The organism is Micromonospora sp. NPDC049175, from assembly GCF_043197345.1.
Classification (GTDB): domain Bacteria; phylum Actinomycetota; class Actinomycetes; order Mycobacteriales; family Micromonosporaceae; genus Micromonospora.
Map to the genome: position 1 here is coordinate 101,648 of NZ_JBICSY010000010.1, position 25,064 is coordinate 126,711.

Annotated in this window: 26 protein-coding genes and 1 tRNA gene; 12 read left to right on the top strand and 15 right to left on the bottom strand. The window is 72.0% G+C overall.

Annotated features, from left to right (window positions below):
* Nucleotides 1–71: 71 nt before the first annotated feature.
* The 3 genes from ACGFH8_RS30275 to ACGFH8_RS30285 form a co-directional block, all read right to left on the bottom strand.
* Nucleotides 72–1,433, bottom strand: coding sequence for a dipeptidase (locus ACGFH8_RS30275; protein ID WP_393373796.1), 1,362 nt, complete (start codon nucleotides 1,431–1,433; stop codon nucleotides 72–74).
* Nucleotides 1,434–1,454: 21 nt separating this feature from the next.
* Nucleotides 1,455–2,588: a M48 family metallopeptidase gene (locus ACGFH8_RS30280; RefSeq protein WP_393373799.1), complete on the bottom strand. Its 1,134-nt coding sequence runs from the start codon at nucleotides 2,586–2,588 to the stop codon at nucleotides 1,455–1,457.
* An 84-nt stretch (nucleotides 2,589–2,672) separates the two neighbouring features.
* Nucleotides 2,673–3,296: a uridine kinase gene (locus ACGFH8_RS30285; RefSeq protein WP_393374027.1), complete on the bottom strand. Its 624-nt coding sequence runs from the start codon at nucleotides 3,294–3,296 to the stop codon at nucleotides 2,673–2,675.
* A gap of 628 nt (nucleotides 3,297–3,924) precedes the next feature.
* On the opposite strand from ACGFH8_RS30285, the gene ACGFH8_RS30290 reads away from it, so the two are divergent.
* The gene (locus ACGFH8_RS30290) at nucleotides 3,925–4,326 is read left to right on the top strand and encodes a rhodanese-like domain-containing protein (protein ID WP_393374029.1); all 402 of its coding nucleotides are present in this window, start codon (nucleotides 3,925–3,927) and stop codon (nucleotides 4,324–4,326) included.
* A 352-nt stretch (nucleotides 4,327–4,678) separates the two neighbouring features.
* Here ACGFH8_RS30290 and ACGFH8_RS30295 read toward each other — a convergent pair whose 3' ends face one another.
* The 3 genes from ACGFH8_RS30295 to ACGFH8_RS30305 form a co-directional block, all read right to left on the bottom strand.
* On the bottom strand, nucleotides 4,679–6,220 hold the full coding sequence (locus tag ACGFH8_RS30295; RefSeq protein ID WP_393373802.1) for a cobyric acid synthase: 1,542 nt from the start codon (nucleotides 6,218–6,220) through the stop codon (nucleotides 4,679–4,681).
* Nucleotides 6,217–7,317: a cobalamin biosynthesis protein gene (locus tag ACGFH8_RS30300; RefSeq protein ID WP_393374032.1), complete on the bottom strand. Its 1,101-nt coding sequence runs from the start codon at nucleotides 7,315–7,317 to the stop codon at nucleotides 6,217–6,219. The genes ACGFH8_RS30295 and ACGFH8_RS30300 overlap by 4 nt, the downstream gene beginning before the upstream one ends.
* A 274-nt stretch (nucleotides 7,318–7,591) precedes the next feature.
* Nucleotides 7,592–8,398, bottom strand: a complete 807-nt coding sequence (locus ACGFH8_RS30305) for a single-stranded DNA-binding protein (protein ID WP_393373804.1) — start codon at nucleotides 8,396–8,398, stop codon at nucleotides 7,592–7,594.
* Between the two features lie 304 nt (nucleotides 8,399–8,702).
* Between ACGFH8_RS30305 and ACGFH8_RS30310 the strand changes: the two genes are divergently transcribed.
* Together ACGFH8_RS30310 and ACGFH8_RS30315 are read left to right on the top strand one after the other, a co-directional pair.
* Nucleotides 8,703–9,125: an HPF/RaiA family ribosome-associated protein gene (locus tag ACGFH8_RS30310; RefSeq protein ID WP_393373806.1), complete on the top strand. Its 423-nt coding sequence runs from the start codon at nucleotides 8,703–8,705 to the stop codon at nucleotides 9,123–9,125.
* 178 nt (nucleotides 9,126–9,303) lie between these two features.
* Nucleotides 9,304–10,395: an alpha/beta hydrolase gene (locus ACGFH8_RS30315; protein WP_393373808.1), complete on the top strand. Its 1,092-nt coding sequence runs from the start codon at nucleotides 9,304–9,306 to the stop codon at nucleotides 10,393–10,395.
* A 61-nt stretch (nucleotides 10,396–10,456) separates the two neighbouring features.
* On the opposite strand, the gene ACGFH8_RS30320 is transcribed toward ACGFH8_RS30315, so the two are convergent.
* Nucleotides 10,457–11,152, bottom strand: coding sequence for a hypothetical protein (locus ACGFH8_RS30320; protein ID WP_393373810.1), 696 nt, complete (start codon nucleotides 11,150–11,152; stop codon nucleotides 10,457–10,459).
* Between the two features lie 160 nt (nucleotides 11,153–11,312).
* Here ACGFH8_RS30320 and ACGFH8_RS30325 point away from each other — a divergent pair.
* Nucleotides 11,313–11,388 (top strand) — tRNA-Arg (locus tag ACGFH8_RS30325).
* 91 nt (nucleotides 11,389–11,479) lie between these two features.
* Here ACGFH8_RS30325 and ACGFH8_RS30330 read toward each other — a convergent pair.
* The 3 genes from ACGFH8_RS30330 to ACGFH8_RS30340 all read right to left on the bottom strand — a co-directional run bounded on the left by ACGFH8_RS30330 (nucleotide 11,480) and on the right by ACGFH8_RS30340 (nucleotide 13,192).
* Nucleotides 11,480–11,971, bottom strand: a complete 492-nt coding sequence (locus tag ACGFH8_RS30330; protein WP_393373812.1) for a hypothetical protein — start codon at nucleotides 11,969–11,971, stop codon at nucleotides 11,480–11,482.
* 86 nt (nucleotides 11,972–12,057) lie between these two features.
* A complete protein-coding gene (locus tag ACGFH8_RS30335; RefSeq protein ID WP_393373814.1) occupies nucleotides 12,058–12,555 on the bottom strand; it encodes a DUF4304 domain-containing protein in 498 nt (165 codons plus the stop codon).
* A gap of 109 nt (nucleotides 12,556–12,664) precedes the next feature.
* Complete coding sequence (locus ACGFH8_RS30340; protein WP_393373817.1) at nucleotides 12,665–13,192, bottom strand: hypothetical protein; 528 nt, start codon at nucleotides 13,190–13,192, stop codon at nucleotides 12,665–12,667.
* Nucleotides 13,193–13,365: 173 nt separating this feature from the next.
* Here ACGFH8_RS30340 and ACGFH8_RS30345 point away from each other — a divergent pair, with 173 nt between their 5' ends.
* Nucleotides 13,366–14,451 carry a GTPase gene (locus ACGFH8_RS30345; RefSeq protein WP_393373819.1) on the top strand — a complete coding sequence of 362 codons (1,086 nt, stop codon included), beginning with the start codon at nucleotides 13,366–13,368 and terminating at the stop codon, nucleotides 14,449–14,451.
* Between the two features lie 131 nt (nucleotides 14,452–14,582).
* On the opposite strand, the gene ACGFH8_RS30350 is transcribed toward ACGFH8_RS30345, so the two are convergent.
* Complete coding sequence (locus tag ACGFH8_RS30350) at nucleotides 14,583–14,867, bottom strand: MerR family transcriptional regulator (RefSeq protein WP_393374035.1); 285 nt, start codon at nucleotides 14,865–14,867, stop codon at nucleotides 14,583–14,585.
* Between the two features lie 707 nt (nucleotides 14,868–15,574).
* Here ACGFH8_RS30350 and ACGFH8_RS30355 point away from each other — a divergent pair.
* Nucleotides 15,575–16,072, top strand: coding sequence for a SigE family RNA polymerase sigma factor (locus ACGFH8_RS30355; RefSeq protein ID WP_393373822.1), 498 nt, complete (start codon nucleotides 15,575–15,577; stop codon nucleotides 16,070–16,072).
* Nucleotides 16,072–17,121, top strand: a complete 1,050-nt coding sequence (locus ACGFH8_RS30360; protein WP_393373824.1) for a hypothetical protein — start codon at nucleotides 16,072–16,074, stop codon at nucleotides 17,119–17,121. Before ACGFH8_RS30355 ends, ACGFH8_RS30360 begins: the two co-directional genes overlap by 1 nt.
* Before the next feature lie 25 nt (nucleotides 17,122–17,146).
* On the opposite strand, the gene ACGFH8_RS30365 is transcribed toward ACGFH8_RS30360, so the two are convergent.
* Nucleotides 17,147–17,470, bottom strand: a complete 324-nt coding sequence (locus ACGFH8_RS30365) for an STAS domain-containing protein (protein ID WP_393373827.1) — start codon at nucleotides 17,468–17,470, stop codon at nucleotides 17,147–17,149.
* Nucleotides 17,471–17,778: 308 nt separating this feature from the next.
* The gene (locus tag ACGFH8_RS30370) at nucleotides 17,779–18,525 is read right to left on the bottom strand and encodes a GAF and ANTAR domain-containing protein (protein ID WP_393373829.1); all 747 of its coding nucleotides are present in this window, start codon (nucleotides 18,523–18,525) and stop codon (nucleotides 17,779–17,781) included.
* A 431-nt stretch (nucleotides 18,526–18,956) separates the two neighbouring features.
* On the opposite strand from ACGFH8_RS30370, the gene ACGFH8_RS30375 reads away from it, so the two are divergent.
* Complete coding sequence (locus ACGFH8_RS30375) at nucleotides 18,957–19,280, top strand: plasmid stabilization protein (RefSeq protein WP_393373832.1); 324 nt, start codon at nucleotides 18,957–18,959, stop codon at nucleotides 19,278–19,280.
* Nucleotides 19,281–19,345: 65 nt separating this feature from the next.
* Here ACGFH8_RS30375 and ACGFH8_RS30380 read toward each other — a convergent pair whose 3' ends face one another.
* Both ACGFH8_RS30380 and ACGFH8_RS30385 read right to left on the bottom strand, forming a co-directional pair.
* A complete protein-coding gene (locus ACGFH8_RS30380; protein WP_393374038.1) occupies nucleotides 19,346–20,059 on the bottom strand; it encodes a GAF and ANTAR domain-containing protein in 714 nt (237 codons plus the stop codon).
* A gap of 264 nt (nucleotides 20,060–20,323) precedes the next feature.
* Nucleotides 20,324–21,325: a hypothetical protein gene (locus ACGFH8_RS30385; protein WP_393373834.1), complete on the bottom strand. Its 1,002-nt coding sequence runs from the start codon at nucleotides 21,323–21,325 to the stop codon at nucleotides 20,324–20,326.
* A 154-nt stretch (nucleotides 21,326–21,479) separates the two neighbouring features.
* Here ACGFH8_RS30385 and ACGFH8_RS30390 point away from each other — a divergent pair, with 154 nt between their 5' ends.
* The 4 genes from ACGFH8_RS30390 (at nucleotide 21,480) to ACGFH8_RS30405 (ending at nucleotide 25,052) form a co-directional block, all read left to right on the top strand.
* Nucleotides 21,480–21,875, top strand: a complete 396-nt coding sequence (locus ACGFH8_RS30390; protein WP_393373836.1) for a VOC family protein — start codon at nucleotides 21,480–21,482, stop codon at nucleotides 21,873–21,875.
* A gap of 117 nt (nucleotides 21,876–21,992) precedes the next feature.
* Nucleotides 21,993–23,168 carry a sensor histidine kinase gene (locus tag ACGFH8_RS30395; RefSeq protein ID WP_393373839.1) on the top strand — a complete coding sequence of 392 codons (1,176 nt, stop codon included), beginning with the start codon at nucleotides 21,993–21,995 and terminating at the stop codon, nucleotides 23,166–23,168.
* Nucleotides 23,158–24,366, top strand: a complete 1,209-nt coding sequence (locus ACGFH8_RS30400; protein WP_393373841.1) for a hypothetical protein — start codon at nucleotides 23,158–23,160, stop codon at nucleotides 24,364–24,366. Before ACGFH8_RS30395 ends, ACGFH8_RS30400 begins: the two co-directional genes overlap by 11 nt.
* Entirely contained in the window at nucleotides 24,339–25,052 is a 714-nt protein-coding gene (locus tag ACGFH8_RS30405; protein ID WP_393373843.1) for a response regulator, read from the top strand. Before ACGFH8_RS30400 ends, ACGFH8_RS30405 begins: the two co-directional genes overlap by 28 nt.
* Nucleotides 25,053–25,064 lie beyond the last annotated feature (12 nt).

The following is a 25,064-nucleotide window of genomic DNA, read 5'->3' on the forward strand; positions in this document are numbered from 1 at the left end:
AGACCCACGTTGCCGATCCGATACGCAACGTCCCACCGAGTGCCCCGACCGGGAGCCAGGCGGCGCGAACCCTAGGCGCCGGCCGCCACCGCCACCTTGCCCAGCAGCAGCGCCTCGGCCAGACAGACCTTCGCGAACTCCCCCAGGTGCAGGCTCTCGTTCGGGCCGTGCGCGCGGGCGTGCGGGTCCTCCACGCCGGTCACCAGGATCGCCGCCTTCGGGAACATCTCCTGGAAGGTGGCGATGAACGGGATCGAGCCGCCGACGCCGATGTCCACCGGCTCGGTGCCATCCCAGGCGGCCCGGAAGGCCGAACGCGCGGCGTCGAACACCGGCCCGGACGCGTCGATCACGCACGGGTTGCCGTCGTGCTCGAAACTGACTGTCACCTGGGCGCCCCACGGCGCGTGCTGCTCCAGGTGCGCGCGCACCGCCGCGTACGCCCGCTTGGGGTCCTCGCCCGGCGCGAGCCGGATGCTGAGCTTCGCCTTCGCGGCCGGGACCAGGGCGTTCGGGGCCTCGCCGGTGGGCGGGGCGTCGATGCCGAGCACCGCCAGCGCCGGCTTGGTCCAGAGTCGGTCGGTGATCCGGCCGGTGCCGATGAACTGCACGCCCTCGGCCAACCCGGCCTCGGCCCGGAACCGATCCTCCGGGTAGTCGACGGTGGCGTCCTCCCGGCCGACCAGCCCGGCCACCGCCACGTCACCGGCGTCGTCGTGCAGGGTCGCCAGCAACCGGGCCAGCGCGGTGAGCGCGTCCGGCGCCACGCCACCGAACATGCCGCTGTGCACCGCGTGGTCCAGCGTGCGTACCTCGACGAAGCAGTTGACGAGGCCGCGCAGCGAGGTGGTCAACGCCGGTACGCCGATGTCCCAGTTGCCGGAGTCGGCGATCACGATGACGTCCGAGGCGATCTTGTCCCGGTGCTCGGCGAGCAGCCGCTCCAGCGAGTCGGAGCCGAACTCCTCCTCGCCCTCGACGAAGAGCACGACACCCACCGGCAGCGCGTCCCCGTACGCCCGCAGGGCCGCCACGTGCGCCATGATGCCGGCCTTGTCGTCGGCCGCACCCCGGGCGTAGAGCCGGCCGTCCCGTTCCACCGGCTCGAACGGGTCGGACTCCCACAGCGACAGGTCGCCGACCGGCTGCACGTCGTGGTGGGCGTAGAGCATGACGGTCGGCGCGCCGGGCGGGGCGGCGCGACGGCCGATCACTGCCGGCTGACCGCCGGAACGCACGATGTCGACATCCAGGCCGCAGCCGCGCAGCAGTTCGGCGACCGCCTCGGCGGAGCGTTCCACGTGCGAGTGGTCGAAGCCCTCGAAGGCGATGCCGGGGATGCGGACGAGACGTTCCAGGTCGGCGCGTACGCCGGGCATCTCCCGCTCGACGGCGGCCCGCACCTCGGACTCGGACAGGATCGGAGAGGTCATGACCGGAATCGTATGCCGGCCTTACCGGGGCGTGCCGGCGGAGCCCGTACCAGCATCGCGGTCCGCCGGGGCGGCGCCCGGGGCGGCCCGGCCGGCGCGCTGCGCGCGGCCCGCCGCCTCGGTGGCGGCATCCACCCAGGAGCGGGCCCGACCGGCGGTGCCGCCGACCCACTCGCCGACGTCGTTCGCGCCGTCGCCGAACCGGCGCAGCAACCCGACAAGCGGGTCGGTGGAGCGGCTGAACTCCTCCCGGTACGAGTCGGCAGCCGCCTTGATCTCCTCGGAGACGCTTGTCGAGCCGTCGTCGTCACGGCGCGGATAGTCCCCGGCCAGCACCCGCCCGTACGCCCCGGAGTCGACCCACTGGCGCAGTTGCGCCGCCCGTGCCACCGGCGCGGGATGGGTGCTCCACGCCGTCATCCGGATCTTGTGCAGGCTGTCGCGCAGGTCGCCGCCCCCGGCGTACTCGGCGGCCTGCTCCAGGAACGCGGTCGTGTCGATCTGGGACAGGTCACCGCCGCCGGCGAGCTTCATCAGCAGCCGCAGCGCGGCGGCCGGGTCCTGCCCGGCGAGCAGACCGGCCCGATCGGCGGACAACTCCGCCTTGCGCCACCACTCCAGCATCGCCGCGATGATCGCCCGCAGCGCGATCGCGCCCACCGGCAACCAGCTCAGGTTCGTCGCCCACCGGGTGAGGATCATGAGCATGGTCTTGTAGACCGCGTGGCCGCTGCCCACGTGCCCCAACTCGTGGCCGAGCAGGCAGCGCAGCTCGTCCTCGTCGAGCTGCTGCACGCACGCGGAGTTCAGCACGATGAACGGCCGTTCCAGGCCAACCGCCTCGGCGCCCAACCAGGGCGACTGGGTCACGTACAGCTCCGGCAGCTCGGCCACGTCGAGCACCGCCGCCGCCTCGGTGTAGCGCTGCCACACGGCCGGATACTGCCGATGGTCGACCCGGATGCCGGAGGCCAGCACGGACAGCCGGAAGCCGCGCTCGTTCCACATGCCGAAGAACGACCGCACCACGTCGTCGAAACCGCGCAGCTCCCGCAACGCGACAAGGGCGCCCCGGTCGGCCGGGTGCTCCCAGGCCCGCGAGCTGATCCCGGTGAGCGTGATCCGGCGCCGCGCGGGCGGGTCCGTTGCCGACATGATGAGTCCCCCGTTCGCCGTCGCGCATCGTGCCGCGGCCTCCTCGCATCGTGCCGCAGCCGATGCCGGTCGTCCACTGCCCGCTCAGCGGATGCGCGTGTAGTACCGGTCCGCGTCGTACGGCAGCGTCGGCGCGCCGTCCACCAACAGGTCCGCGCGGGCGGCCGTACCGTCGGCGGCGAAGTGCGCCCGCTCCCCGGCGTGCCAGCGACGCAGCTCCGGCAGGATCTCCGACCCGTCCCGGGCGACCGCGCGGGCCAGCCGCAACGACGCGGGCGCGGTGACGAACACCGCCAGGGTCAACTCCGGCCGGACCACCGCGCGTGCGGCGCTCACCCCCTCCACCACCAGCACCGGCGCTGCCGGCACCGGCACCGGCCGGTCCAGGAAGCGCTGCCGCACCCAGCTGTAGCGCCGGTAGGCACCGGGTCTCCCCTCGCGCAGCGGGGCGAGCACCTGCCCGTCGAGCCGGGGCCAGAAGGTGACCTGATCGTCCCAACCGTCGAGCAGGTCGTCGGTGTGCACCACGGGCGGGCGGTCACCGCCGAGCCGCGCCGCCAGGGCATCCGCGAGGTGCGCGGCGAACCGGCTCTTGCCCGCGCCGCTCGGCCCGTCGACCGCGACGAGCCGGGTCCGCCCCAACCGCGCCGGGTCCGCGAGCACCCGACGAGCCAGTTCGGCGTACGCCTCGACGACCACCACGGCCAACCCGCCACCCCGACGGCCAACCAACTCCCCGTCGGCACTCCCGGCCCCGTCGGTGTTCCCGACCCCGCCGCCCTCGTCGGCACTCCCGGCCCCGTCGGTGTTCCCGACCCCGCCGCCCTCGTCGGTGTTCCCGGGCTCGTCGGTGTTCCCGGGCTTGTCGGTGTTCTCGGGCTTGTCGGTGTTCTCGGGCTTGTCGGTGTTCCCGGGCTCGTCGGTGTGCCTGGGATTGTCTGCGCCCTCTAGCTCGTCGGCCGGCGCGGCCTTGTCGGGCGGGAGTCCTGCGCTGTTCAGGGCTTCGCGGCCCGACACCGGACGGCCGGTGTCGGGACTCAACACAGCCTCGCCCGGTGCATGACCGAAGTATGCCGGCGCGACCGCAGTCCGGGATGATCGACTCCACATCATTGATGTCGCGGTATCTGGTTAGCGGGACACCCCGACATCCCTGAGGGCGAGTGGATCAGGTTGCAACCGTGCTCGACGTCGGCCGCGCTGACACGTCCGGCTGACCACCCTGGCCGGGTGCCGTCACGTCCGGGGGAATTGGGGCGGCGACGGGTGACGGGCGGCCCGTTCGCCGCCCGGGGCGCCACCAAATCGGCATGATCGGGTGGTGCTCCGAGACGTGATGAGCCCCGGTATCGACGCCCTACTCGAACAGGCCCGCGCCGGGCTGCACCGACTGACTCCGCAGCAGACCGTCGAGGCGGTCCGCGGCGGCGCGCTGCTTGTCGACACCCGCACCGACCTGCAACGCCGTGAACAGGGCGACCTGCCGGGGGCGGTCGTCATCGACCGGACCGTACTGGAATGGCGGCTCGATCCGGCCAGCGCCTGGCGGATCCCGGAAGCCACCGGATACGACCGGGAGATCGTGCTGGTGTGTCGGCAGGGCTACAGCTCCAGCCTCGCCGCTGCCAGCCTGCAGACCCTCGGTCTACGCCGGACGACCGACATGATCGGCGGTGTGGACGCCTGGCTCGCCGCCGGCCTCCCCACGACCGACAGGCCAGCCGACATCCGCCCCTGAATCCCGCCGCGCCCAACCCCAGGCCACGTTCAGCACCCAGCTGCCGGCGCTCACCCGCGTCGCGAGCCCTCCACCTCACCGGCCCGCCACATCACAGACCCGCCACGTCACAGACCCGCCACCTCACCGGCCCGCCACCTCGCTGCGTCGCGGGCTCGCACGCCGGGCCTAGTTCAAGATCATGCTCGATCCAGGATCCAGTCCCCTCCTTTCGCCCACGAGGCCACTACAACCAGGATCGTGCACGATCATGCGGAGGTGGTGACCCGTGACATCGTCCGGCGCACGACCACGCTTCGAACGCCCCGCGCGCGGCCCCGCCCCCGACACTCCGCAGGGGACGGTGAGCAGTTCAGGACGGCGGGGCGCCGGGTGGAATGAAGGGTAGGCCGACGGGTGGGCCGGCTTCGATGAGACGCCAGAGGGCAGCGGTGTCCAGGTGCTCCTCGACCAGGTCACCGAGCAGGTCGAGGGAACGTTCCCGGGCGGCGGCGAAGCTCGTCGTCGGGGCGACCCGGAACCCGGTGCGCCCGGCCAGGCGAGCCGCCTCGGTGAGGAACCAGCGGCGGAACCCGTCGGACTCGAACGCCCCGTGCCAGTGCGTGCCGTGCACCACACCGAGCACGGCTCCCTCACCGACACCGTCGTCGTCCGTCAGCAACGGGGCCAGGGTGGGGTCGGTGTGCGAGACGTACCCGTGGTGGATCTCGTAACCGCGCACCGCGACGTCGCCGTGGGCGGTGCCCACCGACTGCCGGACGGTCTTGCGGGGATCGAAGGTGATCTCGATGGGCAGCAGACCGAGCCCCGCTACGCTGCCCCGTCGGCTCTCCACCGTGTCGTGGATGGCGCGGCCGAGCATCTGGAAACCGCCGCAGAGGCCGAGCAGCGGCTTACCGGCCGCCACGTGGGTCATCACCGCGTCGGCGAGGCCGGTTTCGCGCAGCCAGGCCAGGTCGGCGACGGTGGACTTGGAGCCGGGCAGGACGACCAGGTCGGCGGCGGCCAACTCGGCCGGCTCGATGGTGAGACGTACGCGAACGCCCGGCTCGGTGGCCAGCGCCTCCACGTCGGTGGCGTTGCTGATCCGGGGTAGGCGGACGACCGCCACGTCCAACCACTCGCTGCCGTGCGGGGCCGCGGGGCGGCCGAGCACCCGGCCGTAGGCGAGGGAGTCCTCCGCGTCGAGCCACAGGTCAAGTGCCCAGGGCAGCACCCCGTACGTGGGCCGACCCGTGACGTGGCGCAGCATGTCCAGCCCCGGCTGGAGCAGCCCGCGGTCACCCCGGAACTTGTTGATCACGAAGCCGGCGATCAGCGCCTGGTCGGCCGGGTCGAGCAGGGCCACGGTGCCGAACATCGAGGCGAAGACACCGCCCCGGTCGATGTCGCCGACCACGATGGTGGGCAGGTTGGCGTGCCGGGCCAGCCCCATGTTGACGTAGTCCCCAGCCCGTAGGTTGATCTCCGCGGGGCTGCCGGCGCCCTCGCAGATCACCACGTCGTACGTGTCGCGCAGCTCGGCGAGTGCCGCGTACGCGGTCTCGGCGAGCCGGGGGCGCAGGTGTCGGAACGTGCCCGCGGTGATCGTGTCGACCGCCTCGCCGAGCAGGACCACCTGGCTGGCCAGATCGCTGCCCGGCTTGAGCAGGACCGGGTTGAACCGCAGGTCGGGTGCGAGGCCACAGGCGGCGGCCTGCATGGCCTGAGCCCGTCCGATCTCGCCGCCGCGCCCGTCCGGCCCGACGACCACCGCCGAGTTGTTCGACATGTTCTGTGCCTTGTACGGCGCCACCTTCACGCCCTGTCGGTGCAGCCAGCGGCAGATGCCTGCGGTGAGCACGCTCTTGCCGGCGTCGGAGGTCGTGCCGGCGACCAGCAGCCCGCCGCTCACCGCCCGCTCCCCCGCCCTGCAGTCAGGGCAGAGACCCCACGCCCCGCGGTCAGGGCAGAGACCCCCCGCCCCGCGGTCAGGGCAGACACCCCACGCCCCGCGATCAGGGCAGACAGCCCGCGTCGACTCGCGGCGCCGACCAGACGGCCGAAGGTCACCGGGTAGGCGGCGGCCAGCCCGACCGCGGCCAGCCCGACCGCGCCGGAGATCCGGGCGGCCCGCTTGAGGTGGCGCGCCTCCGGGCGGGGGCCGTCGCCGAGGAACGGCCGCACCTCGGAGCGCCCGAAGTAGACGTTGCGCCCGCCGAGGCGGACGCCGAGCGCGCCGGCCATCGCCGCCTCGCACTGCCCGGCGTTGGGGCTCGGGTGGTCGTTGCGGTCACGCCGCCATACCCGCCAGGCCCGTTGCCGATCCCCGTGGGCGACCGGCGCGACGGCGATGGTGAGCAACCCGGTCATCCTCGACGGCACCAGGTTGAGGAGATCGTCCAACCGCGCGGCCGGTGTGCCGAACCGGGCGTAGCGTGCCGACCGGTGCCCGACCATCGCGTCGAGGGTGTTTGCCGCCCGGTAGCCCAGCAGGCCGGGCAGGCCGGCGACCGCACCCCAGACCAGGGGGGCGACGACCGCGTCGGAGGTGTTCTCGGCGACCGACTCGACGGTGGCGCGGGCCAACTCCGACTCGCCCAACGTCGACGGGTCCCGCCCACAGAGGTGGCCGAGGCGTCGCCGGGCAGCGGGCAGGTCGCCGGCACGCAGCGTCCGACCCATGGCCGTGGCCTCGTGGCGCAGCGTACGACCACCCAGCACCGTCCACGTGCCTGCGGCCACCAGCACCGCCCGGGTCACCGGCCGGTGCCGGGTAGCCGCGGCGGCTACCGCCCCGAGCAGCACCGGCCCGCCCACGGCCAGCGCGGTGAACGCCGCGCCCGCCGTCCGGTCCGGGCGGTAGAGGCGGCGCTCCAGCGCACCCGCGGCCTGCCCGAAGCCGGCCACCGGGTGCCACCGACGTGGATCACCGAGCAGCCTGTCCAGCGCGTACCCGGCCAGCAGCCCCACCGCGTTCGCCACCGGCGCGGTCCGTCGCACGTACACCACCTCCAAGCCGGCCAGCCTAGACGAGCGTCCCGAAAACCAGCCTGACCCACCGTGCGCTCGGGCGGCCAGCACCTCGTAGCGGGCCGCGGCCGACGCGGCTCCGCCGACCCCACAGCTGTTGTCACGCGGGGTGACGGCGCTGGCCGCGCCGCCACCCCGCCCCCGTCGTGCCAGGCCACGTGGGCCCGTCCTGCCGCAGCATGACGATCAGCACCGGAACCTCGTGTCGCCCTGCTCGTGATCGCCGAACTGCCGCACTCGTCGAAACGACCGGTCAGGCCGGCTGCGGGATCCGGCCTCGGCCACGCCGCCCCCGGCCGGCCGGCACCGGCTCAGGCTGCCCCTCGTCCGGCACCGGCCCCAACTCGTCGTCCGGGTCGCGGTCGCTGCCGTTGTCATCCGCCTCGATCGGGAGCCCCACCTCGGCGTCGAGACCGGTCGGGCCGGTGCCCTGCCCGATCTGCCCGCTGGTCGGGGGAACCCGGTCGGACGACGACAGCGCGTCGGACGAGTCGATCGGAGGAACATCGGCGTCCAGCGGGTCGTCGGCGAACGGGCTGGACCGCAGCGCGGCGTAGTCGGGCAGCTCGAAGTCGTCGTCCAGCGGTCGGTCGTCCGGCAGCACGGGCTCGTGGCCGGGCGGCACCGGCTCGGTGGGTTCGCCGTGCACCCGACTCTCGGCCTCGGCGTCCTCCGTGGTGCTGGTGGTCATGCTCGGCCGGTTGCGCAGGAACCGGGCTCGACCCCGGGACAGGTCGTGGCCGACGGCAACCGCCTCCAACTCGTAGAGGGTGCGGTGGTTACCCGCGTCGTCGGTCCAGTCGCGGGTGTAGAGCCGGCCGCAGACCACCACCGGATCGCCGACCATCACGGAGGCCGCCACGCCTTCGGCGAGCTTGCGCCAGCAGTTGACGCGTACGCGGAGCGAATTGCCGTCGACCCACCGGCCGCTGTCGCGGTCGAGTCGGCGGGCGGTGGAGGCGACCTTGAAGTTGGCCACGAGCGTGTTGCTCTGGCTGGTGCGTCGCCATTCGGGAGCAGTCAGCACATTGCCGACAACTGTTACGTAGGTGTCGAACATCGTCCCTCCAGGGGGATCGGGGCCTGCCAGCGCGAGTCGACTCGACATCGAGCCTCGGTGCTGCGGGCGAGCATCGCCAGCGCCCCGCTCGAACCTGTGGACAACGAACCCACCTGTGGACAACGCCCTGATCACGCCCTGATGTGGTACGGCCGACCCGCCCAGTCGGGCGTCGGCGGTTTCCGAGACCAACCACAGTGGGTAAGCACTTGATCAACGCACCACCGACAGCTCCACGTCGACGAGAGGTCAGCGCCATGATGATCACCAGAATCGGCTCCGCGATCGTTTCCGAGGCGCGGCGATGAGCGCCGCGGCGAACCCGGCCACCGTCGCCGAGTGCCTGCGGGTGGGCGCGGGGTTCTCGCAGGGCGACCGCAACTGGATCGCCGAGCAATTCACCACGCTCGACGCCCGGCTGGCCAGCTTCCACGCTGACGCCACCGAGCTGGAGGTGTCGGTGAAGGACCGGGAAGCGCGGGGCCAGAAGGTCACCCTGGAGTGCTGGATCGCTGGCCGACAGAAGATCGTCACCACCTCCACGGAGGAGGATCTGCACGCCGCGCTCAACGACGTCCGCGACGATCTGCGCCGCCGGCTCAACGACGCCAAGACCCGTCAGGAGCCCCGGCACAACAAGCACCTGCGCGACATCCCCCAGCCCCAGGGCGGGCTGGACCTCACCGACGAGCAGGACCCCGAGCGCGCCGACGCGGAGACCGCCTGACCCCACCCCACCCCACCCCACCCCACCCCGCCCCGCCCCGCGATCTTGCACTTTCGCATCCCGAAAAGCGGCCTTTCACGTGTTATGTCGCCGCAGTAAGTGCAAGATCGCGAGGGCGGGGCGCGGTGGGCGGGACGAGGGCTACCGTTGGGTAGGTTGGCGGCGTAGCGTCGCGGTCGTGGAACCGGACGTGTTGGGACCGCCGTACGAGCGGCAGACGATCGACCTGGGCACCGACGACGAGGGACCTGTCGTCGCGACCCTGGTCCGGCGGCGGGCCGAGCGCCCCACCGGGCGGGCCGTCCTCTACGTCCACGGGTTCGTCGACTACTTCTTCCAGACCCACCTGGCCGACTTCTTCGCCGAGCGCGGCTGGGATTTCTACGCGCTCGACCTGCGCAAGTACGGTCGCAGCCTGCTCCCGGGCCAGACCCCGAACTTCTGCCGCGACATCAGCGACTACTTCCCCGAGCTGGACGCCGCCGCCGAGATCATCCGTGCCGACGACGGGCACGACACCCTGCTGGCGATGGGCCACTCCACCGGCGGCCTGATCATCTCGCTCTGGGCGGACGCCCGCCGCGACACCGGCACCGTCGACGGCCTGGTGCTCAACAGCCCCTTCTTCGACCTGAACGCTCCCTGGGCGGTGCGCCGACCCCTCGCGGCCGCCGTCTCCCGACTGGGCCGCAGGGCGCCGCACCGCATCCTGCCCCTCGGGCTGGGCACCGTGTACGGCGAGAGCCTCCACTCCGACCACCGCGGCGAGTGGACCTATGACCTGGCGTGGAAGCCGCTGGCCGGGTTCCCGGTCCGGGCCGGCTGGCTGAACGCGATCCGCACCGGCCAGCGCCGGCTGCGCGCCGGTCTGGACATCCAGGTGCCGGTGCTGCTGGCCTGCTCGACCCGCTCCTTCCGAGGCACCCGGTGGCACGACAACGCGACCCTGGCCGACGCGGTGCTGGACGTCGAGCACATGGTCCGGTACGCGCCCCGCCTCGGCCGCCACGTCACCCTGGCCCGCTTCGACGGCGGGATGCACGACCTGACCCTCTCCGGGCCGGCCGTCCGCAAGAAGGTCTTCGACGAGGTCGGCCGCTGGGCCGAGGCATTCCTCGCCGCCGGCCCCACCGCCCCACCGCCCCGGCCGCCCCGGCCGCCCCGACCGCCCCGACCGCCCCAGCCGTCCCCCACCCTCCCGACCCCGTTGATCATGGGGTTATTGCCACTCCCATCGGCGTGTCGGAGCAATAACCTCATGATCAACTAGCCGGGCGCCGGCGCCCGGCGGTTGCGGAGCGAAGGGCGGCGGCAGCGGCGGCACTTGGGGATTAGACGTCGCCCGGCGTCGCGGGGAGGACCGCACGGATGCGGTCGAAGGTCGCCACCGGGTGCTCGCCGACGCCGGGCAGCACCAGACCCAGGCAGTACGGCGACAACTCCCCCGTGGCGTCGGGCTGGACGACGAAGACCGGCGCGCCGACGTACCCCTTCGGCAGTTCGGTGGTGATCCGCGCGGCGTCCCCGTCGCGGACCACCCGCTCGATCGCGACCTCCAGCGGGCGCGACCCGTCTTCGCGTACCCCATGGGCCAGCACGAAAGCGGAACCGGCGTCGGCGGTGAGGCGGGCGACCACCTCGGGCCCGGCGGCGATCCCCGCGGGCACCGGCTGGACCCGCCACCGCCAGCCGCCGTCCCCGGCGTAGCGGTGCAGGCCGGCGGTCGGCAGTACCGCGACCCCGTCGCCCGGAAAACGGGACCAGCCGGGCACGATCTCGACCGCGGGGACGGCGGCCGGGGCGACCCCGGCCGGCTCGGTGATACTCGCCCGCAAACCCAGCTCGCCACCCGGCGCGCCGACCAGGTCGGCCGCCGTCAGCAGCGACTCCCCCACCGGGTCCTCGCCGCCCCGGAAGAAGAACGCGGTGCCGACATCATCGCCCGACCGGTACGGGAGGATGGCCCGACCGGCGATCTGACACAGCTCGTAGGCGACGTCGTTCTCGACGTCGGGATCCAGCAGCACCAGCCAAAGGTACGGTCCGAGGCCAGGTCCGACCGCGGGAACCCGGATGCCCGCCGCGCGGTCGACGTGAGACCCTGCTCGGCAACGTGGACGCGGGCACCCTTTTCGCCGCCGGGCAGCAGGGCGGCGGTACCCTCTGGGCGCGACATCCACGCCACACGCGCCCGTAGCTCAGCGGATAGAGCAGGGGACTTCTAATCCCAAGGCCGCAGGTTCGAATCCTGCCGGGCGCACCACCCTCACCGCAGGTCAGCGGACCGTGGGACGCCGCCCGCACCCCGCTCGGCGGAGACCTGCCCCCCGGGGAGGCGGATCACCTCGGCGGCGTCAGCGCTGGCCCTGGCGCCTCGCCATCTCGGCGAGGCTCGCGCAGGGACGCTCGGCCCCCTGGTGCCAGGCGCTTCCCGCTACGGCCACGGAATAGCTGACCTCTCTGACCTGCCGGTCGGCGGTCTCGACGGAGAACCGTATCGACAGCGGCTCGCTCCCGAAGGCGAGTGCGCACTCGATGCGCAGCTTGACACTGATCCAGGCGGTGCCGCCGGGGCGCACGAGTCGAGTGTGGCCGGTGTCCTGGACCTGGACACCAGGTCGTTGACCGCTGACCGACTTCACCGTGACGGGCGCGGGGCCGCCGTTGATGACCGCCAGTTGCCCGTCCATCTGGACGACCTCGGTGTCCCCACCCGAACTGCTGCTGGTGGATGCGGGAAACGCCACGAGTGAGACCGTCGCGTTTCGCTGTCGCTCCTCCCGCGACGAACGCAACACACCGACACCGGCACCGCCGAGCACGATGCCGACCGCGAAGGCGGCCACGAGCCGTACGTTCCACGTCCGGCTGGCCGTAGGGCGGGCAGGGCCGGGTCGGTCCGCCGGCTGGCGGTCGGTCTCGACGAGGTCAATTACGTGGTGCTCGGCCGACATTGGGTCAGCCTAGGGCTCTGCGGGACCGGCCGGCCGCCCGTACCTGTTCGAAGGTGTTCGCGGAGAGCGGGAAGGCCGTACGCCTCGATGGCGGTGACGACCTCGCTCGCGACGTCCGCGACCTCAGCGTCCTCGTCGAGGTCCCACCAGACGTCCTCATTCACTGGCATCAGGTGGCCGAGCCGCCAGGACCACACGAAGTCACCGTAGTAGGTGCCCGGCGAGGGCTTCAGGGGTAGCTGGCTCTGCTCACGCCTGCGGGACTCCCAGAGGATCAGGGGTACGGCGCAGAGGTTGACCGTGAACGTCAGGTGCTCTCCGGTGTTGTACCGCGAGGACTGGAAGCCCAGCAGCGCCCAGGACTCCGGGTCCGGCAGGGTGTACCGCGAGCCCGACCCCGTGAGGCCGAGGGCACGCAGAGCGGGAGCGACATCGTCGCGCAGCATCGCTCGATAGGCAGCCTGCACGTCGCCCATGTCCTCACCCGCTCGTGCTCGGAGAGCCGGAACCCGAAGTCAAGCATGGACGACCGGCTAGATCGAGCCGGCGGCCACCGGCAGGTGTCCATCGTCAGGCGCGACCCCTTCAGTCGTCGCACACCGTCTTGGCGTAGCGGGCGAAGCTCCCGAGCGTATGGAACGTCGCGACGTAGCCGCCCTGGTCCTCGCCCTCCCACCGCTTGGTGAGGATCACGGCGGAGCCGGTCCGGCCGCGCAGCTCGCTGATCCGGAACGGGAAGTCTTCCACCGGCCCGCCGTCGCTGTTCCACGAGCGCAGGTCGTAGATCTGGTCGTCGTCCAGCGCGGACGGTGCCAGCTTCGTCTGCCAGCCGTCCGCCGGGTTGAGCAGCACAACTTCCTCTGCCGTGCGGGCGCTGCGGCCGGGATCCCGCTCGAGCTGAATCACCGTGTCGGTGACCCCACCGTCGTCACTGCCGAGAAAGAGGGTGATGTCGTCGGTCCCCTTCTTGCCCTGGCACCAGTCGAACACCCCGACCAGCCGGCCGTCGGCGTCCAGCCGTACCCCGACCGCGCCCTCCTTGACCGGGCTGCAGCCGGTCAGCCCTGCCAGCACCAACGCGCAGATCAGCCCCAGCATCCCCGTCCGTCGCATCCCTTCAGCGTGAGCACCGACGGTCACCAGGTGGTCACGAGGAGAGGACGGCTTGACGGCATCGAGGATCGGCTTCTCGTGGAAGGTGCTGGGGAGGGCGGCACAGCGGCACGCTTGACGTTGTGTGGGACGCTCGCTGTCAGTAGGGATCCGGTTGCACAGACAGGAGTCTGGTGAGCCACAAACCCCCCAAGCAGCGCTCGACCCGGATCCTGGTGGTGGGCCGGACCGGCGTGGGCAAGTCGAGCATCATCAACTCGGTTGTCGGCGCGGCGGTCGCCGAGACCGGAAAATACCGACCGACAACCGCCAAGATCGAGCGGTACGACGCCGAATATCGTGAATCGACGATGGTCCTCATCGACACGCCGGGGTTCGGTGACGCCGGGTGGGACCGGTCCAACGACGAGCGTTATCTGGCGCTGATCGAGCAGGAGGCCGGCGAGATCGATCTTGTCCTGTTCGTCACCAAGCTCGACGACACCCGTGTCGAGCGCAGCGAATACGACACGCTCGGAGCGCTCACCAGAAAATTTGGCCACGGCGTGTGGGACCGTGCCGTCGTCGTGCTCACCCGTGCGGACAAGTTCACCCGCCGCGATTATCCCGAAGAACTGGCCCAGCGGAGCGCGGCGCTGCGCGAAGCGATGGAGAAGGTGGTCGGCGACCGCGCCCACCGGATTCCCTTCGTCCCGGTGACGAACACTCGCGAACGTACCCCTGACCGGTCGCGATGGATGGCAAAGCTCTGGCTCGCCATGTTGGAGCGTGTGAGCGCGCCTGGGTTCGACGCGTTCGTGCTGTCGACCATCTCGCGGGTCACCACCGAGGACGCCTCGGATGAGGGCGACCCTGACCCGCCGCGGAAGCCGACCAAACCCCGACGCGGCAAGGGTGCCGCAGTCGCCCCGGCGCCCACGCCCGCGCCGGCAACCACGCCCACGCCGGCTCCGCGACGGGCGACCACGCCGGATGTCGCGACGCCGGCGGCCGTTGTCCGGCCTGCCGGTCGGCGCCCGACGTCCACCCCACCCACGAAGACCCAGTCGTACGTCTCCGACGGGGTACCCGTTCAACACACGACGATCAACGTGGGGGCTGGTACCGCCAACATCACCGTGAACACTCAGCAGATCAACACCACCGAGTCCGTGATCGCCACGAGAGCGTCGACCGGCCTGTTGGACAAACTGAAGGCTGCCGGCTCCTGGCTTGTCTCTGGAATTGTGGCCGCAGCCGTCAAGTTCCTGGGACAGTAGCGGTCCGCCGCCTTCGATCGATCCGGACCCGACCGAGACCCTCCGGGACGACGAACGGCCCCTGCCCGGGTGGGAGGGACCGCGTGGCGCTCGGCGTCACAGGTGCGGGAGGCCGCATGCGTGGGGTGTGTTCAGCCCTGCTGGTAGCGCTCGTTGCGTCGAAGGGCCTCTTCGAGTTGGTCCTCGAGAATGATGATCCGGCAGGCCGAGGCGATGTCGGTGCCCTGGTCGCACATCTCCCGGGCGCGCGCGGCCAGGCGCAGCTGATAGCGAGAGTAGCGGCGGTGCCCGCCACTGGAGCGCTGGGGGTCGATCAGTTTGGCGTCGCCGAGCCGACGGAGGAAGTCCTGCGAGCAGCCGAGAATTTCGGCGGCGCGACCCATGGTGTAGGCGGGGTAGTCCTCGTCGTCGAGCATGTCGTCGGATTGGGTCAAGAAAACCTCCATCACGAGGGCCCCGGTGCTCGAAAGCACCGGGGCCCAAGGGTTGTGGGTCAGGAACACCATCTGCCGACAGAACGTCGGTTTGTCTTGTCCGCACCGGCCGTCGACGACGGCATCGGGTGCGAGGATCGCATAAGCGTGACCGGAGACCACCTCTCGTTCGATGGAAACTGCGGTGTCCGCATCCAGCCCACGAGTGCGGCTGGCAGCGGGCGATCCAACGGTGTAATGCCCTCCCTTGCCTCTGATTTCCTCTGTCATTCCTCGTGCTGTCCGTCGGTGTCCGAGCCCCACGCGACTTCATGGCCCTGACACGTACGACGAACCTTGCTTACCTCGGGTGAAGCCCTGAACGAGCCTCGGCCTCACCCGCGACTTCTCGTGCGTAAAACCAACTGCGACAGAACCGAGCGGGCCACGAACTTCCTGGCCTAGCTCCTTCGCCCTCGGGTGGGGCGGTCACGTCAGCGTCTTTACGTGCTCCGTCTTCGACCTCAGGAACGTTACCCCACGGCGGCAAGAATATCTAGCGCTTCGCGCAGAGATTTTCTCTGCCGCCGAGAGCAGCCCGTCGGCCGTGCGGAGAAGGGCGACGCCGCCGGGCCGGGCCGACGCCGCGCAGCCGACGGAAAGGCCCGGCGGATGTCTACGGGCCGGCCGAGCTACGGCGTTAATAGGGCGTGACGTTCGAGGAGTACGCGTTCGCTCGCACTTCGGCGCTGATCCGGCTCGCCCGGCTGCTGACCGACGACGAGCACCGAGCCGAGGATCTCGTTCAGGAGGTCCTCGCCAAGGCGTACGCCCGGTGGGGGCGCATCTCCCGGACGGACCGACCGGATGCCTACGTCCGACGGATGCTCGTCAACGCCCACAACTCGTGGTGGCGTCGGCGCAGCAGCCGGGAGGTCTCGGTCGCCGCCGTGACGGACCGGGCGGGCAGTGCGGACGAGGCCGCCGTGGTCGCCGAACGCGACGCGCTGTGGCGGCTCGTCCGTGAGCTGCCGACCCGTCAGCGCACCGTGATCGTTCTGCGCTACTACGAGGATCTGGACGACGTGCTGATCGCCGAGATCCTGGCGTGTTCGGCAGGCACCGTTCGCACCCACGCGAAGCGTGCCCTGGCGACGCTGAGGAAGCGGCAGGAAGCCACGATCCCCGTCCGGACAGGAGGGTTCTGATGTTCAGCGACCTCGATCAGCGGCTCACCGCGACGCTCACGCAGCGCGCGGGTGGCGACATCGACCCGACACCCATCGTGGAACAGGCCCGCCGTCGGGGTCGACGGCTTCGACGGCGTCGCCGTGGGTTCGTCGCCGGGGGTGTGGCGGCGATGTGCGTCGCCCTCACCGCGGCGGTGCTGACGATGCCGATCGACGGGAGCACCGATGACCCGATCGTGCCGGCCTCGGCGCTCATGCTGCCGGAAGCGGCGGGGCAGCTCGGCGCCACCGCACGCCCCGAGGACGTCGGCGCCGATCCTGACACGGTGCACTTCTCGACCGACTCCCTGGTCGACGGCGCCGAGTACGCGACCTGGAGTGCCGGGCGCGGCGTCGAGAGCGTCGAGTTTCGGGGACCGACCGGTCAGGCCCGGTTCGCGTTGGCGCGCACGGTGGCGGCGTTGGACGAGTTGCAGCAGACGTTGTCCTCGGCCGGGCGGCCGCAGGCCCGCACCGACGTGCGAGTCGGTGACCGCCCGGGGGTCGCCTGGTTCGACACGTCCGGTGACCAGAAGCTCTGGTTCGTGCGCTGGCAACCCGGCGACGGGCTCTGGGCCCAACTGGACACGTACGCCGGCAGCCGCGACGAGGCGACAGCCACGGCGAGCCGGGTCCGGTTCGACGCGGCCCACCGCTGTGTCGTGCCGTTCCGCCTGGAGTCGCTGCCTCCCGGCGCACGGGTGCGCGAATGCTCGGTCACGTTCGGCCGGTCGGAGCATGGCAACTTCGTCAAGGGCTCGCTCGTCGTCGGTGACGATGGCGGTCGCTGGCTGACCGTCCGGGCGCAACTCGCCCCCGACGGCGACAAGGCCCGGTCCGGGGATCTCGTCGCGGGCCCCTACCGGGCTCGCCGGCAGGGCAGTGACGTCCTGGAGATGACCGTGAAGCCCTGCGTCGTCGAGGCGTTCCGCAAGGGTTGGGGTCAGGGCTACGGTGAGTCGGACGGCCTGGTGGTCCTCGGCGGTTACCGGCCGACCCGCGACCTGGACCGCCCCGACACCTGGTGACGCCACCGCAGCCGTGGACCCAGCCTCATTCGGGGCCGATGAGCAGAGGCGCCACCCCGGTGATCCGCAGCACCCGCATCGTGACTCCGCTGGCGCCTCGGATCGTGAAGCGGGAACCGACCCGCTCCGCCCGGTCGAGCGCCAGGAGGAGGACGTGCACACCCGCGGCGCTGAAGAAGCCGACGCCGGTCAGGTCGCAGCAGACTTCGGGGTGGCTGTCGACCGCGTTGAACAGTGCCGTCGCCAGGCGTGGCGCGGTGTCCATGTCGACGTATCCGACCGGGGCGACGACCATCCGGTCGGCGGAGATGGTCGCGCTCAGGTCGATGGGCTCGGTGAAGCGAGTCACCTGGAACGACTGCTCAGCGGGGGCAGCAGTCGGGCGGATGCCGAGTGTCCCTGGGGCGGCCCGCCCCGGGCTGATTGCCGCAGGGGGACGGGCGAACTGGGTCGGAAAAAGTGAGCGACGTTCAATCATAGGCTCGCGCCTCCTGTCAAGATCTGTAACAGGATGGGCGCGTGGCTTGACCCGAACTCAACGGTAATAGCAAGGGCCGACGACCGCCAGTCGACTCGTGCACCGGTGCCGAATTCAGCCGGAACCACCCGTGTCCGACCGCCGTGTCGGGGCTGCGCCAGCGGCCCGTCGTCGAGGGTTCACGGCAGGAATCCCGCGTCACCGCGATCACGCTTGGGGCTCGCCGGTCGGGCGGCCCTCTCGACAAGCGCGGCCGCGACGTCGCGCAGCTTGCGGTTGGAGTCCTGGGAGACCTTCGCGAGGACGGCGAACGCCTCGTCCGGGGTACAGCGGCGTTCGCCCATGATGATGCCCTTCGCCTGTTCGATGACGGCGCGGCTCTGCATGGCCGACTGCATCTGCGCGGCCAGGTTGACTGTCGTGTCGTACAGGTGCGCGTTGGCGAGGGCGACGGCGGCGTACCCGGCGAACGTCTGCGCGAGAGTGACCGCCTCGTCGTCGAAGGCGCCCGGTTCGATCCCGTAGATGTTCAGCGCGCCGAGCACGGTCTCCTGGATGGGGAACCCGATCGACAGGGAACTGAGCGCTCCGTCCTGCACGGCCCGGGCCGCCCACTCCGGCCAGCGAGCCTCCTGAGCCATCTCCGGAACCGACACGACGGTGGCCCGTCTGGCCGCCTCCAGACACGGACCCTGGTCGAACTCGTACTGCAGCTCGTCGAGTCGGAGCGCCATCTCGCCGCTGAACGCGGCGGTGTGCGCCCCCTCCTGCTTCAACAACGTCACCGACACCTCCTCCGCGCCGGGGATCGTTCGCCGCGCGAGCCCGGAGACCTGGGTCAACACTCCGGACAGGTCGGTCTCGCCCAATTTGATCTGGCCGAGTTCGACGATCGCCGCATTGGGATCAATGCGCTGCTGTGCCATGACTTCAAAGTCCTCGTGCCCGGGGCGCGTACCGGTTGCAGGAAGGCGACGGCAGCGCGCGTGGTGATGGCGCACCGCGAGCACGGGACGCCGCACAGGCTCGCCAACCGAGCCCGGCGCCCGCTGCTGGACGCTGAGTGGCCGACGCCCAGGCGTCGGCTGCGGCAACAACTATACGACGCCACCTGGGGCGGCGGCGAAGGCGCAGCCCATCGTTCCCAGCGCGGGCACTCCGACGACGGGTTACGTGGACGGCATGCGGCGTACCGATCGGGCCGGAGCCTTCGCGTCAGTCGTTTGAGCACAGTGGCGACTGGGCATGGTGGCCGGAGAAGCGTGAGCGCGACGACCCGGTCTGGGCTGTCTCGAACGCACCTCGGGCGTGCGAGCCGGGTCTCGACCTCACCCGACAGCGGCTGCGGGAGGCACCGATGCCAGCAGGATCAAGCCCCAAGAGGGAGCGGCAGTACGAGCACATCAAGGAGAGCGCGCAGGAGCGCGGCGCCTCCACCGGCCGGGCCAAGGAGATCGCCGCCCGCACGGTGAACAAGGAACGGGCCCGCTCGGGTGAGGCGCGCACGTCGAGCCGGTCGTCGCGAAACGACGTGTCGTCCGGGCATCGCGGCGGTAAGCGCTCACACAGCGGCGCGCAGGGGCGCACCAAGGAGCAGCTCTACAACGAGGCGAAGCAGCGCGGCATCAAGGGGCGCTCCTCGATGTCGAAGTCGGAGTTGGAGCGCGCCCTGTCGAAGTAGCGAGCCTTCGGGGTGGGCGGCGCCGGCGCACGTCGGCTGCCGGCGCCCCACCACGGTCGGGTCCGTCAGGCCTCGGACGTCCCGGCCGCCCGGTCGACGAGGGCCTGGGCGACGTCGCGGACCTTGCGGTTGGAGTCCTGTGAGACCTTCGACAGGATCGCGAACGCGTCGGCCGGGCCACAGCGCCGCTCGCCCATGATGATGCCCTTGGCCTGCTCGATGACCGCCCGGTTGGCCATCGCCTCGCGCATCTGTCGGGCGAGGTTCGCGGTGCTGTCGTAGAGCTGCGCGTTGGACAGGGCAACCGCGGCGTACGAGGCGAACGTCTCCAGCACCGTCACGGTCTCGTCGTCGAAGGCCCCGGGTGTGTGCGCGTAGACGTTCAGCGCTCCGACGACAGCTTCCTGGATCGGCAGGCCGATCGACAGTGAACTGCCCAGGCCCTGCTGCCGCGCGCGGTCGGCCCACTCGGGCCACCGGTCCTCGCCGGCGAGATCGGGGACGGACACGACGTCGCCACTGGCCGCGGCTTCCAGGCAGGGACCCCGCCCCTGGGCGTACTGCCGCTCGTCCATCTCGCGGGCCACCTCGTTGGTGAACGCCGCCGTGTGTCCGACCCCACCGCGGATCAACGTGACCGACGCCTCCACCGGCATGGGCAGGACACGCTTCGCGAGTTCGGCGACCCGCTGCAGGACCTCGTCGAGACTGACCTCGGAGAGCTTGATGCCTCCGAGTTCGGCAAACGCGCCGGCAGGGTCGATCGGCAGGCGGGGCATGTGCACCAGGTCCTCGGGGCCGGCGCGCCCGCCGGGCAGCGGAGCAGGTGGGCGCGCGGATGGCAGCACGCGTGGCGCGCTGCTGCACAGATCCTCGGATAGACCTGGGACTGACGCCGCTTTCTTGACGTCGGCTCGCCTCGCCCCACGGGGGGTGTGGGCTACAGAATTTTCACCCTACCCCCCTGGCCGCCAGGCGTCCCACGACAGCGCCCCGACCGAGGGCGCGGCGGGTGCCACCCGACGGGGGCCCGGCGGGCCGGCTCAGACCGGCCCCAACAGGGCCGCCAGCGCGTCGTCGCCCTGACCGAGTTGCCCGCCACCTGTCGACGCCGTGACCAGGAAACGTCGGCAGCCGTCGAGTTCCACGTACCGGTCGGGGCCGGTGCCGCCGTCCAGTGGGCGCAGCACCGCGAAGCGGGACGCCGGGGTGGCGCAGTCGGCCACCGCCCGGCGATTGGACAGCGCCCGCAGCACACCCGCCTGACGCTCGGCGGGCAGCGGCCCGCCGTACACGAAGTCGCCTGCCGGTTTGCCACCGCCCCGCTGTGCCGGGGGCACCTCGTAGACGCAGAGGCGCAGCGGCCCGGCGGCCGGCGAGGTGGCCGGCGCGGCTGGCCTGGGCCGGCCGTCGCGGGTTTCCACAGACACCAGGTCCGTCCACCGCTGCGCGCACCCGGCGGCCTCGGCGGCCGGGTCTTCGACCTGCTCGACAACCCGGCTGTCCACGGTGGTCGTGGACAGCTCGGCAAGCGCGGCCAGCACCTCCGGGCGTGGCTTGCCGCAGCCGCCCGACGGCAGGTACGGCCGCAGCCAACGGCCCCGGTCGTCGAGCAGGGCCAACCACGGCGGGACGAGCATCTCCAGGCTGCAGGCGGTGTCCCGGCCGGATTCCTGATCGGGCAGACGCAGCGCGGCGACGAGCGAGTCGATCTGCGTGGCGCGTCGCTCGGTGGCGACCTGGTCCCGCCCTCCGCCGGCGCCCGGACGGATCTCCCGCCCGCAGAGCACCGCCGCGACCGGGGTGAACGCGGAATCGATGCGCCCGATCCTCGGTTCGACCCCGGCCGGTGTCGGCGCCCCGGTGGTCGGCACGGACAGGATCGCGCCAGCCTGTGGTGCCGCTTCGGCGCAGGAGGTCCACTTCTCGACGATCTGCGCCGGGCCGGGCCTGTCACCGCCGCCCGGCCCGTTGTCCGTGCCACCGCAGCCACTCAGCGCCACGCCGAGCAGTGCCACCGTCAGTGTCGTTCGACCCGAGCGCATCCGGCTCACCACCTTTCCACCCGGGGATCAGACGAGCGACCGGCGCGCTCGGTTCCGACCACCTGGTCGCGACGGCATGCCGTCGGGCGTGACGCGGGTGACCGGCGGGGACGCCGCCGGGCAGAGGGGTGACGTCCGCCGGCATGATGACCGAATGGCACATCTGGGACTTGTCGCGCTGCTGGTCAGGGAGTACGACGAGGCGATCGACTTCTATGTCGGCGACCTCGGTTTCGAGTTGCTGGAGGACACCGCTCGACCGGACGGTTCCCGCTGGGTGGTGGTGCGCCCGGCGGGCGCCCGGGAGACGGCGTTGCTGCTGGCCCGGCCGAGCACGGCCGAGCAGCGGGCCCGGGTCGGCGACCAGACCGGTGGTCGGGTCGGGCTGTTCCTCTACACCGAGGACTTCGCGCGCGACCACTCCCGGATGGTGGCTGCCGGGGTGCGTTTCCTGGAGGAGCCGCGGCACGAGGCGTACGGCTCGGTGGCGGTCTTCACCGATCTCTACGGCAATCGGTGGGACCTGCTGCAACCCCGCAGCACGCCGTGACGCATCGGCGATATTGCACGTACAGTGGGTTACGCTCCACCTAGCTCGTGCTATTCTCCGATGTCGATTTCTGCCGCGCGGACCCCTACCGGGTCGTTGTCGGAAGGACACTTCCCGATGCCGGCCGTTGCCGCCCCCGCCGTGCCGCCCACGCTGGACAATCCGGCCGGTGGCGCGCTGGGCCTCATCTTCACCACCATCCCGGCGTTGCTGCGCCTGACCTGCGGCGTGATCGGCGGGGCCGTGGCGCTGTCGGTGCAGGCCCCGCCTGTCGATCCGGCCGTGCTGCTGCCCGTGGTGGCCACGCTCACCGGCTGGTCCCTCTGGTACGCCTACCGGGCGATACGCCACGGCATCACCGGGCACCTGGTCGCGGCCGACGTCGCGCTCACCGCGGTGGCCTGCCTTCTCATCCCCGTGCTTGTCGCGCCCGGTGTGCTGCCCGGCGAGGGCAGTTGGATAGCCGTGCTGGCCAGCACCACGGTGATCAACGCACAGGCCGCCGCCCCGGCGCGCTGGTCGATCCCGGCCGGGCTGCTCGTCACCGCCACGTACGCGACGGGCGCGCAGGCGGCCGGTGATCCCACCGAGGCTCGGGCGCACGCGGCCACCCTGCTGGTGCAGACCGCCTGCACGGCGATGATGGTGGCGGTGATGCGTCGACGCATCGGTCGTGCCGACCGCGCGTTCGTCGAGCACCAGCGGCTGACCCGGGAGGCGCTCGTCGCGCGCGCCGCCCGCGACGCCGAACGCCAGCAGAACCGCGACCTGCACGACACGGTGCTCGGCACCCTCACCATGGTGGGCCTCGGCGCGGTGGCCGGGTCCTCGGCCAGCTTCCGCGACCGGTGCGGCGGCGACCTGCGTACCCTCGTCGCGCTCAGCGAGGTCGGCCCGGTGGCCGGCGACGGGCCGGTGCCGCTGGACGGACGGTTGCGGGCGGTGGCGGCCCGCCTGCCCGAGCTTTCCGCGCACCTGGACCTGGCGCCCTGCACGGTTCCCTCCGGTGTGGCCGACGCGATGAGCGAGAGCGCCTACGCGGCGCTGTCGAACGTGGTCCGCCACGCGCCGGGCGCGCGCGTCAGGCTGCGGTTGAGCCGGGACGCGATCGGCGTCGCGGTCGAGGTCGACGACGACGGCCCCGGCTTCGACCCGGCCACCGTCCCACCCCACCGGTACGGTTTGCGCGAGTCGATCCACGGCCGGATGGCATCGGTCGGCGGGCGGGCCGACGTGCGATCGGCACCCGGGGCTGGCACCCGGATCCGACTGGAGTGGCCCGGTGTCGGCTGATCTCGGCGCTCCGGCGCCCCCCACCGTCGCGACGGAGGCGCCGGACCGGACCAGCGTGCCCCCACCCCGGGAGCCGGCGACCACGGCGGGCGTCGCCGCGCCGGCCGCCGTGGCGCAGGCGTCCGACCGGGGCGCCCGGATCGCCGCCGTGGCCATCGCACTGGCCTGGCACGTCGCCATCGGGCTGCCGGCGGTGCTGGCCGCCCGCGCGGAGTTCACCGCGCCGGCTGTGGTGCTCGGCGGCTGGGTGGTGGTCGCGGTGGCCGGCGCGGTGGCCGGAGTGCGGTTGCTGCGCGGCTCACCGCTGCCGCCGTGGCCGCTGGCCGGGCTGCTGCTGACCGTCGACGTGGCCGTCTTCGCCGCGGTCGGCGAGGGGCAGTTGTTCACCGCCGCCAACTGGGTCTGGGGCACGCTCGGCTGGTTCTTCGTGCTGGCGCTCTGGGGCCGGCGGGTGCCGGGGCTGGTCGCGCTGCTGAGCACGCACGCGGCGATCGCGCTGCTCGCGGTGCTCGGGCACGGCCCCGACCCGGCCGACGTGGCCCGCTACGTGATGTACGTCTACGGCACGTTCTCCCTGCCGGTGGCGGTGTTCGTGGGCAGCGCGACGATCGTGAGCCTGGCGCGCGAACGGGCGGCCGTCTCCGCCGCCGGCCACGCGATGGCGGCGGAGCGCGACGCCGCCGAGCGTGGCCTGCGGGAACGCCGGGACCGGCTCGCCCTGGTCGGCTCGACGGCCGGGCGTGTGCTCGGGGAGTTGGCCGCCGGCCAGGCCGACCCGGACGACCCCGAGGTGCAGCGGCGCTGCGTGTTGGCCGCCGCCCGGCTGCGCCGACTGATCGCCGAGTCCGACGACGTGCCCGACCCGCTGCTGCACGAGCTGCGAGCGGCCGCCGACCTCGCCGAACGCGGCGGCCTGCCGATCGACCTGGTCACCATCGGCACGCCGCCGCCGCTGCCGGTGGAGATCCGACGTCGGCTCGCCGACCCGCTCACCGGCGTCCTCGCCGACGCCCGCGACTGGGCCCGGCTGACCGTGGTCTCCGGTCCGGACGAGGTGGTGGTCAGTCTGGTCACACCGGACCGGGAGGGTCCGGACGCCACGGGTCCACCCCCGGGGGAGCACGACGACGGACGGGTGGAGCACCTCTACGAACGGGACGGAAGCATCAGATGGGCGCAGACCCAGTGGCGGCGGTGACCGGCGACCGGCCGATCGGGGTGGCGATCGTCGACGACCATCCGGTGGTGGTCGAGGGGGTCCGCGCCTGGCTCGCCACCGAGCCGCGGCTGACCGTACTGGCCACCGGGGACGACCCGGACGAGGTGCTGCGGACGGCGCCGGACGCCGACGTCATCCTGCTCGACCTGCGGCTGCACGGGCGGATGGCGCTGGACAAGCTGGCCGAGCTGAGCGCCGCCGGGCGGCGGGTGGTGGTCTACTCGGAGCACACGGACCCGCCGACGATGCTCGCCGCCCTGGACGCCGGGGCGGTGGCGTTCCTGGCCAAGCACGAGGGCCGGGAGCACTGCGTGGCGACGGTGCTGGCCGCCGCGAGCGACCGCCCGTACGTGCCGCCCGCGCTGGCCGGGGCGATGGTCGGCGACCCACGGCCGGACCGGCCGATGCTGTCCGACAAGGAGCGTGAGGCGCTACTGCTCTGGTTCCAGTCGATGTCCAAGGCGTCGGTGGCCCGCCGGATGCAGATCAGCGAGCACACCGTGAAGCAGTACGTCGACCGGGCGCGGATCAAGTACACCCGGGCGGGGCGGCCGGCGGCCACGAAGTCGGCGCTGCTCGCCCGCGCGATCGAGGACGGCCTCGTCCGCCCGGAGGAGATCGGCATCTACCGGTCACACGCGACACACGACCGGCCGACCCCCTAACAGGCGTCATGA

Coding starts and splice junctions, on each gene's coding strand:
- ACGFH8_RS30275 (WP_393373796.1), bottom strand. CDS start 1,433: ATGACCTCTCCGATCCTGTCCGAGTCCGAGGTGCGGGCCGCCGTCGAG.
- ACGFH8_RS30395 (WP_393373839.1), top strand. CDS start 21,993: ATGCCGGCCGTTGCCGCCCCCGCCGTGCCGCCCACGCTGGACAATCCG.
- ACGFH8_RS30335 (WP_393373814.1), bottom strand. CDS start 12,555: ATGGGCGACGTGCAGGCTGCCTATCGAGCGATGCTGCGCGACGATGTC.
- ACGFH8_RS30405 (WP_393373843.1), top strand. CDS start 24,339: ATGGGCGCAGACCCAGTGGCGGCGGTGACCGGCGACCGGCCGATCGGG.
- ACGFH8_RS30375 (WP_393373832.1), top strand. CDS start 18,957: ATGCCAGCAGGATCAAGCCCCAAGAGGGAGCGGCAGTACGAGCACATC.
- ACGFH8_RS30290 (WP_393374029.1), top strand. CDS start 3,925: ATGAGCCCCGGTATCGACGCCCTACTCGAACAGGCCCGCGCCGGGCTG.
- ACGFH8_RS30350 (WP_393374035.1), bottom strand. CDS start 14,867: ATGCTCGACGACGAGGACTACCCCGCCTACACCATGGGTCGCGCCGCC.
- ACGFH8_RS30360 (WP_393373824.1), top strand. CDS start 16,072: ATGTTCAGCGACCTCGATCAGCGGCTCACCGCGACGCTCACGCAGCGC.
- ACGFH8_RS30280 (WP_393373799.1), bottom strand. CDS start 2,588: ATGTCGGCAACGGACCCGCCCGCGCGGCGCCGGATCACGCTCACCGGG.
- ACGFH8_RS30305 (WP_393373804.1), bottom strand. CDS start 8,398: ATGTTCGACACCTACGTAACAGTTGTCGGCAATGTGCTGACTGCTCCC.
- ACGFH8_RS30385 (WP_393373834.1), bottom strand. CDS start 21,325: ATGCGCTCGGGTCGAACGACACTGACGGTGGCACTGCTCGGCGTGGCG.
- ACGFH8_RS30370 (WP_393373829.1), bottom strand. CDS start 18,525: ATGGCACAGCAGCGCATTGATCCCAATGCGGCGATCGTCGAACTCGGC.
- ACGFH8_RS30310 (WP_393373806.1), top strand. CDS start 8,703: ATGAGCGCCGCGGCGAACCCGGCCACCGTCGCCGAGTGCCTGCGGGTG.
- ACGFH8_RS30340 (WP_393373817.1), bottom strand. CDS start 13,192: ATGCGACGGACGGGGATGCTGGGGCTGATCTGCGCGTTGGTGCTGGCA.
- ACGFH8_RS30390 (WP_393373836.1), top strand. CDS start 21,480: ATGGCACATCTGGGACTTGTCGCGCTGCTGGTCAGGGAGTACGACGAG.
- ACGFH8_RS30380 (WP_393374038.1), bottom strand. CDS start 20,059: ATGCCCCGCCTGCCGATCGACCCTGCCGGCGCGTTTGCCGAACTCGGA.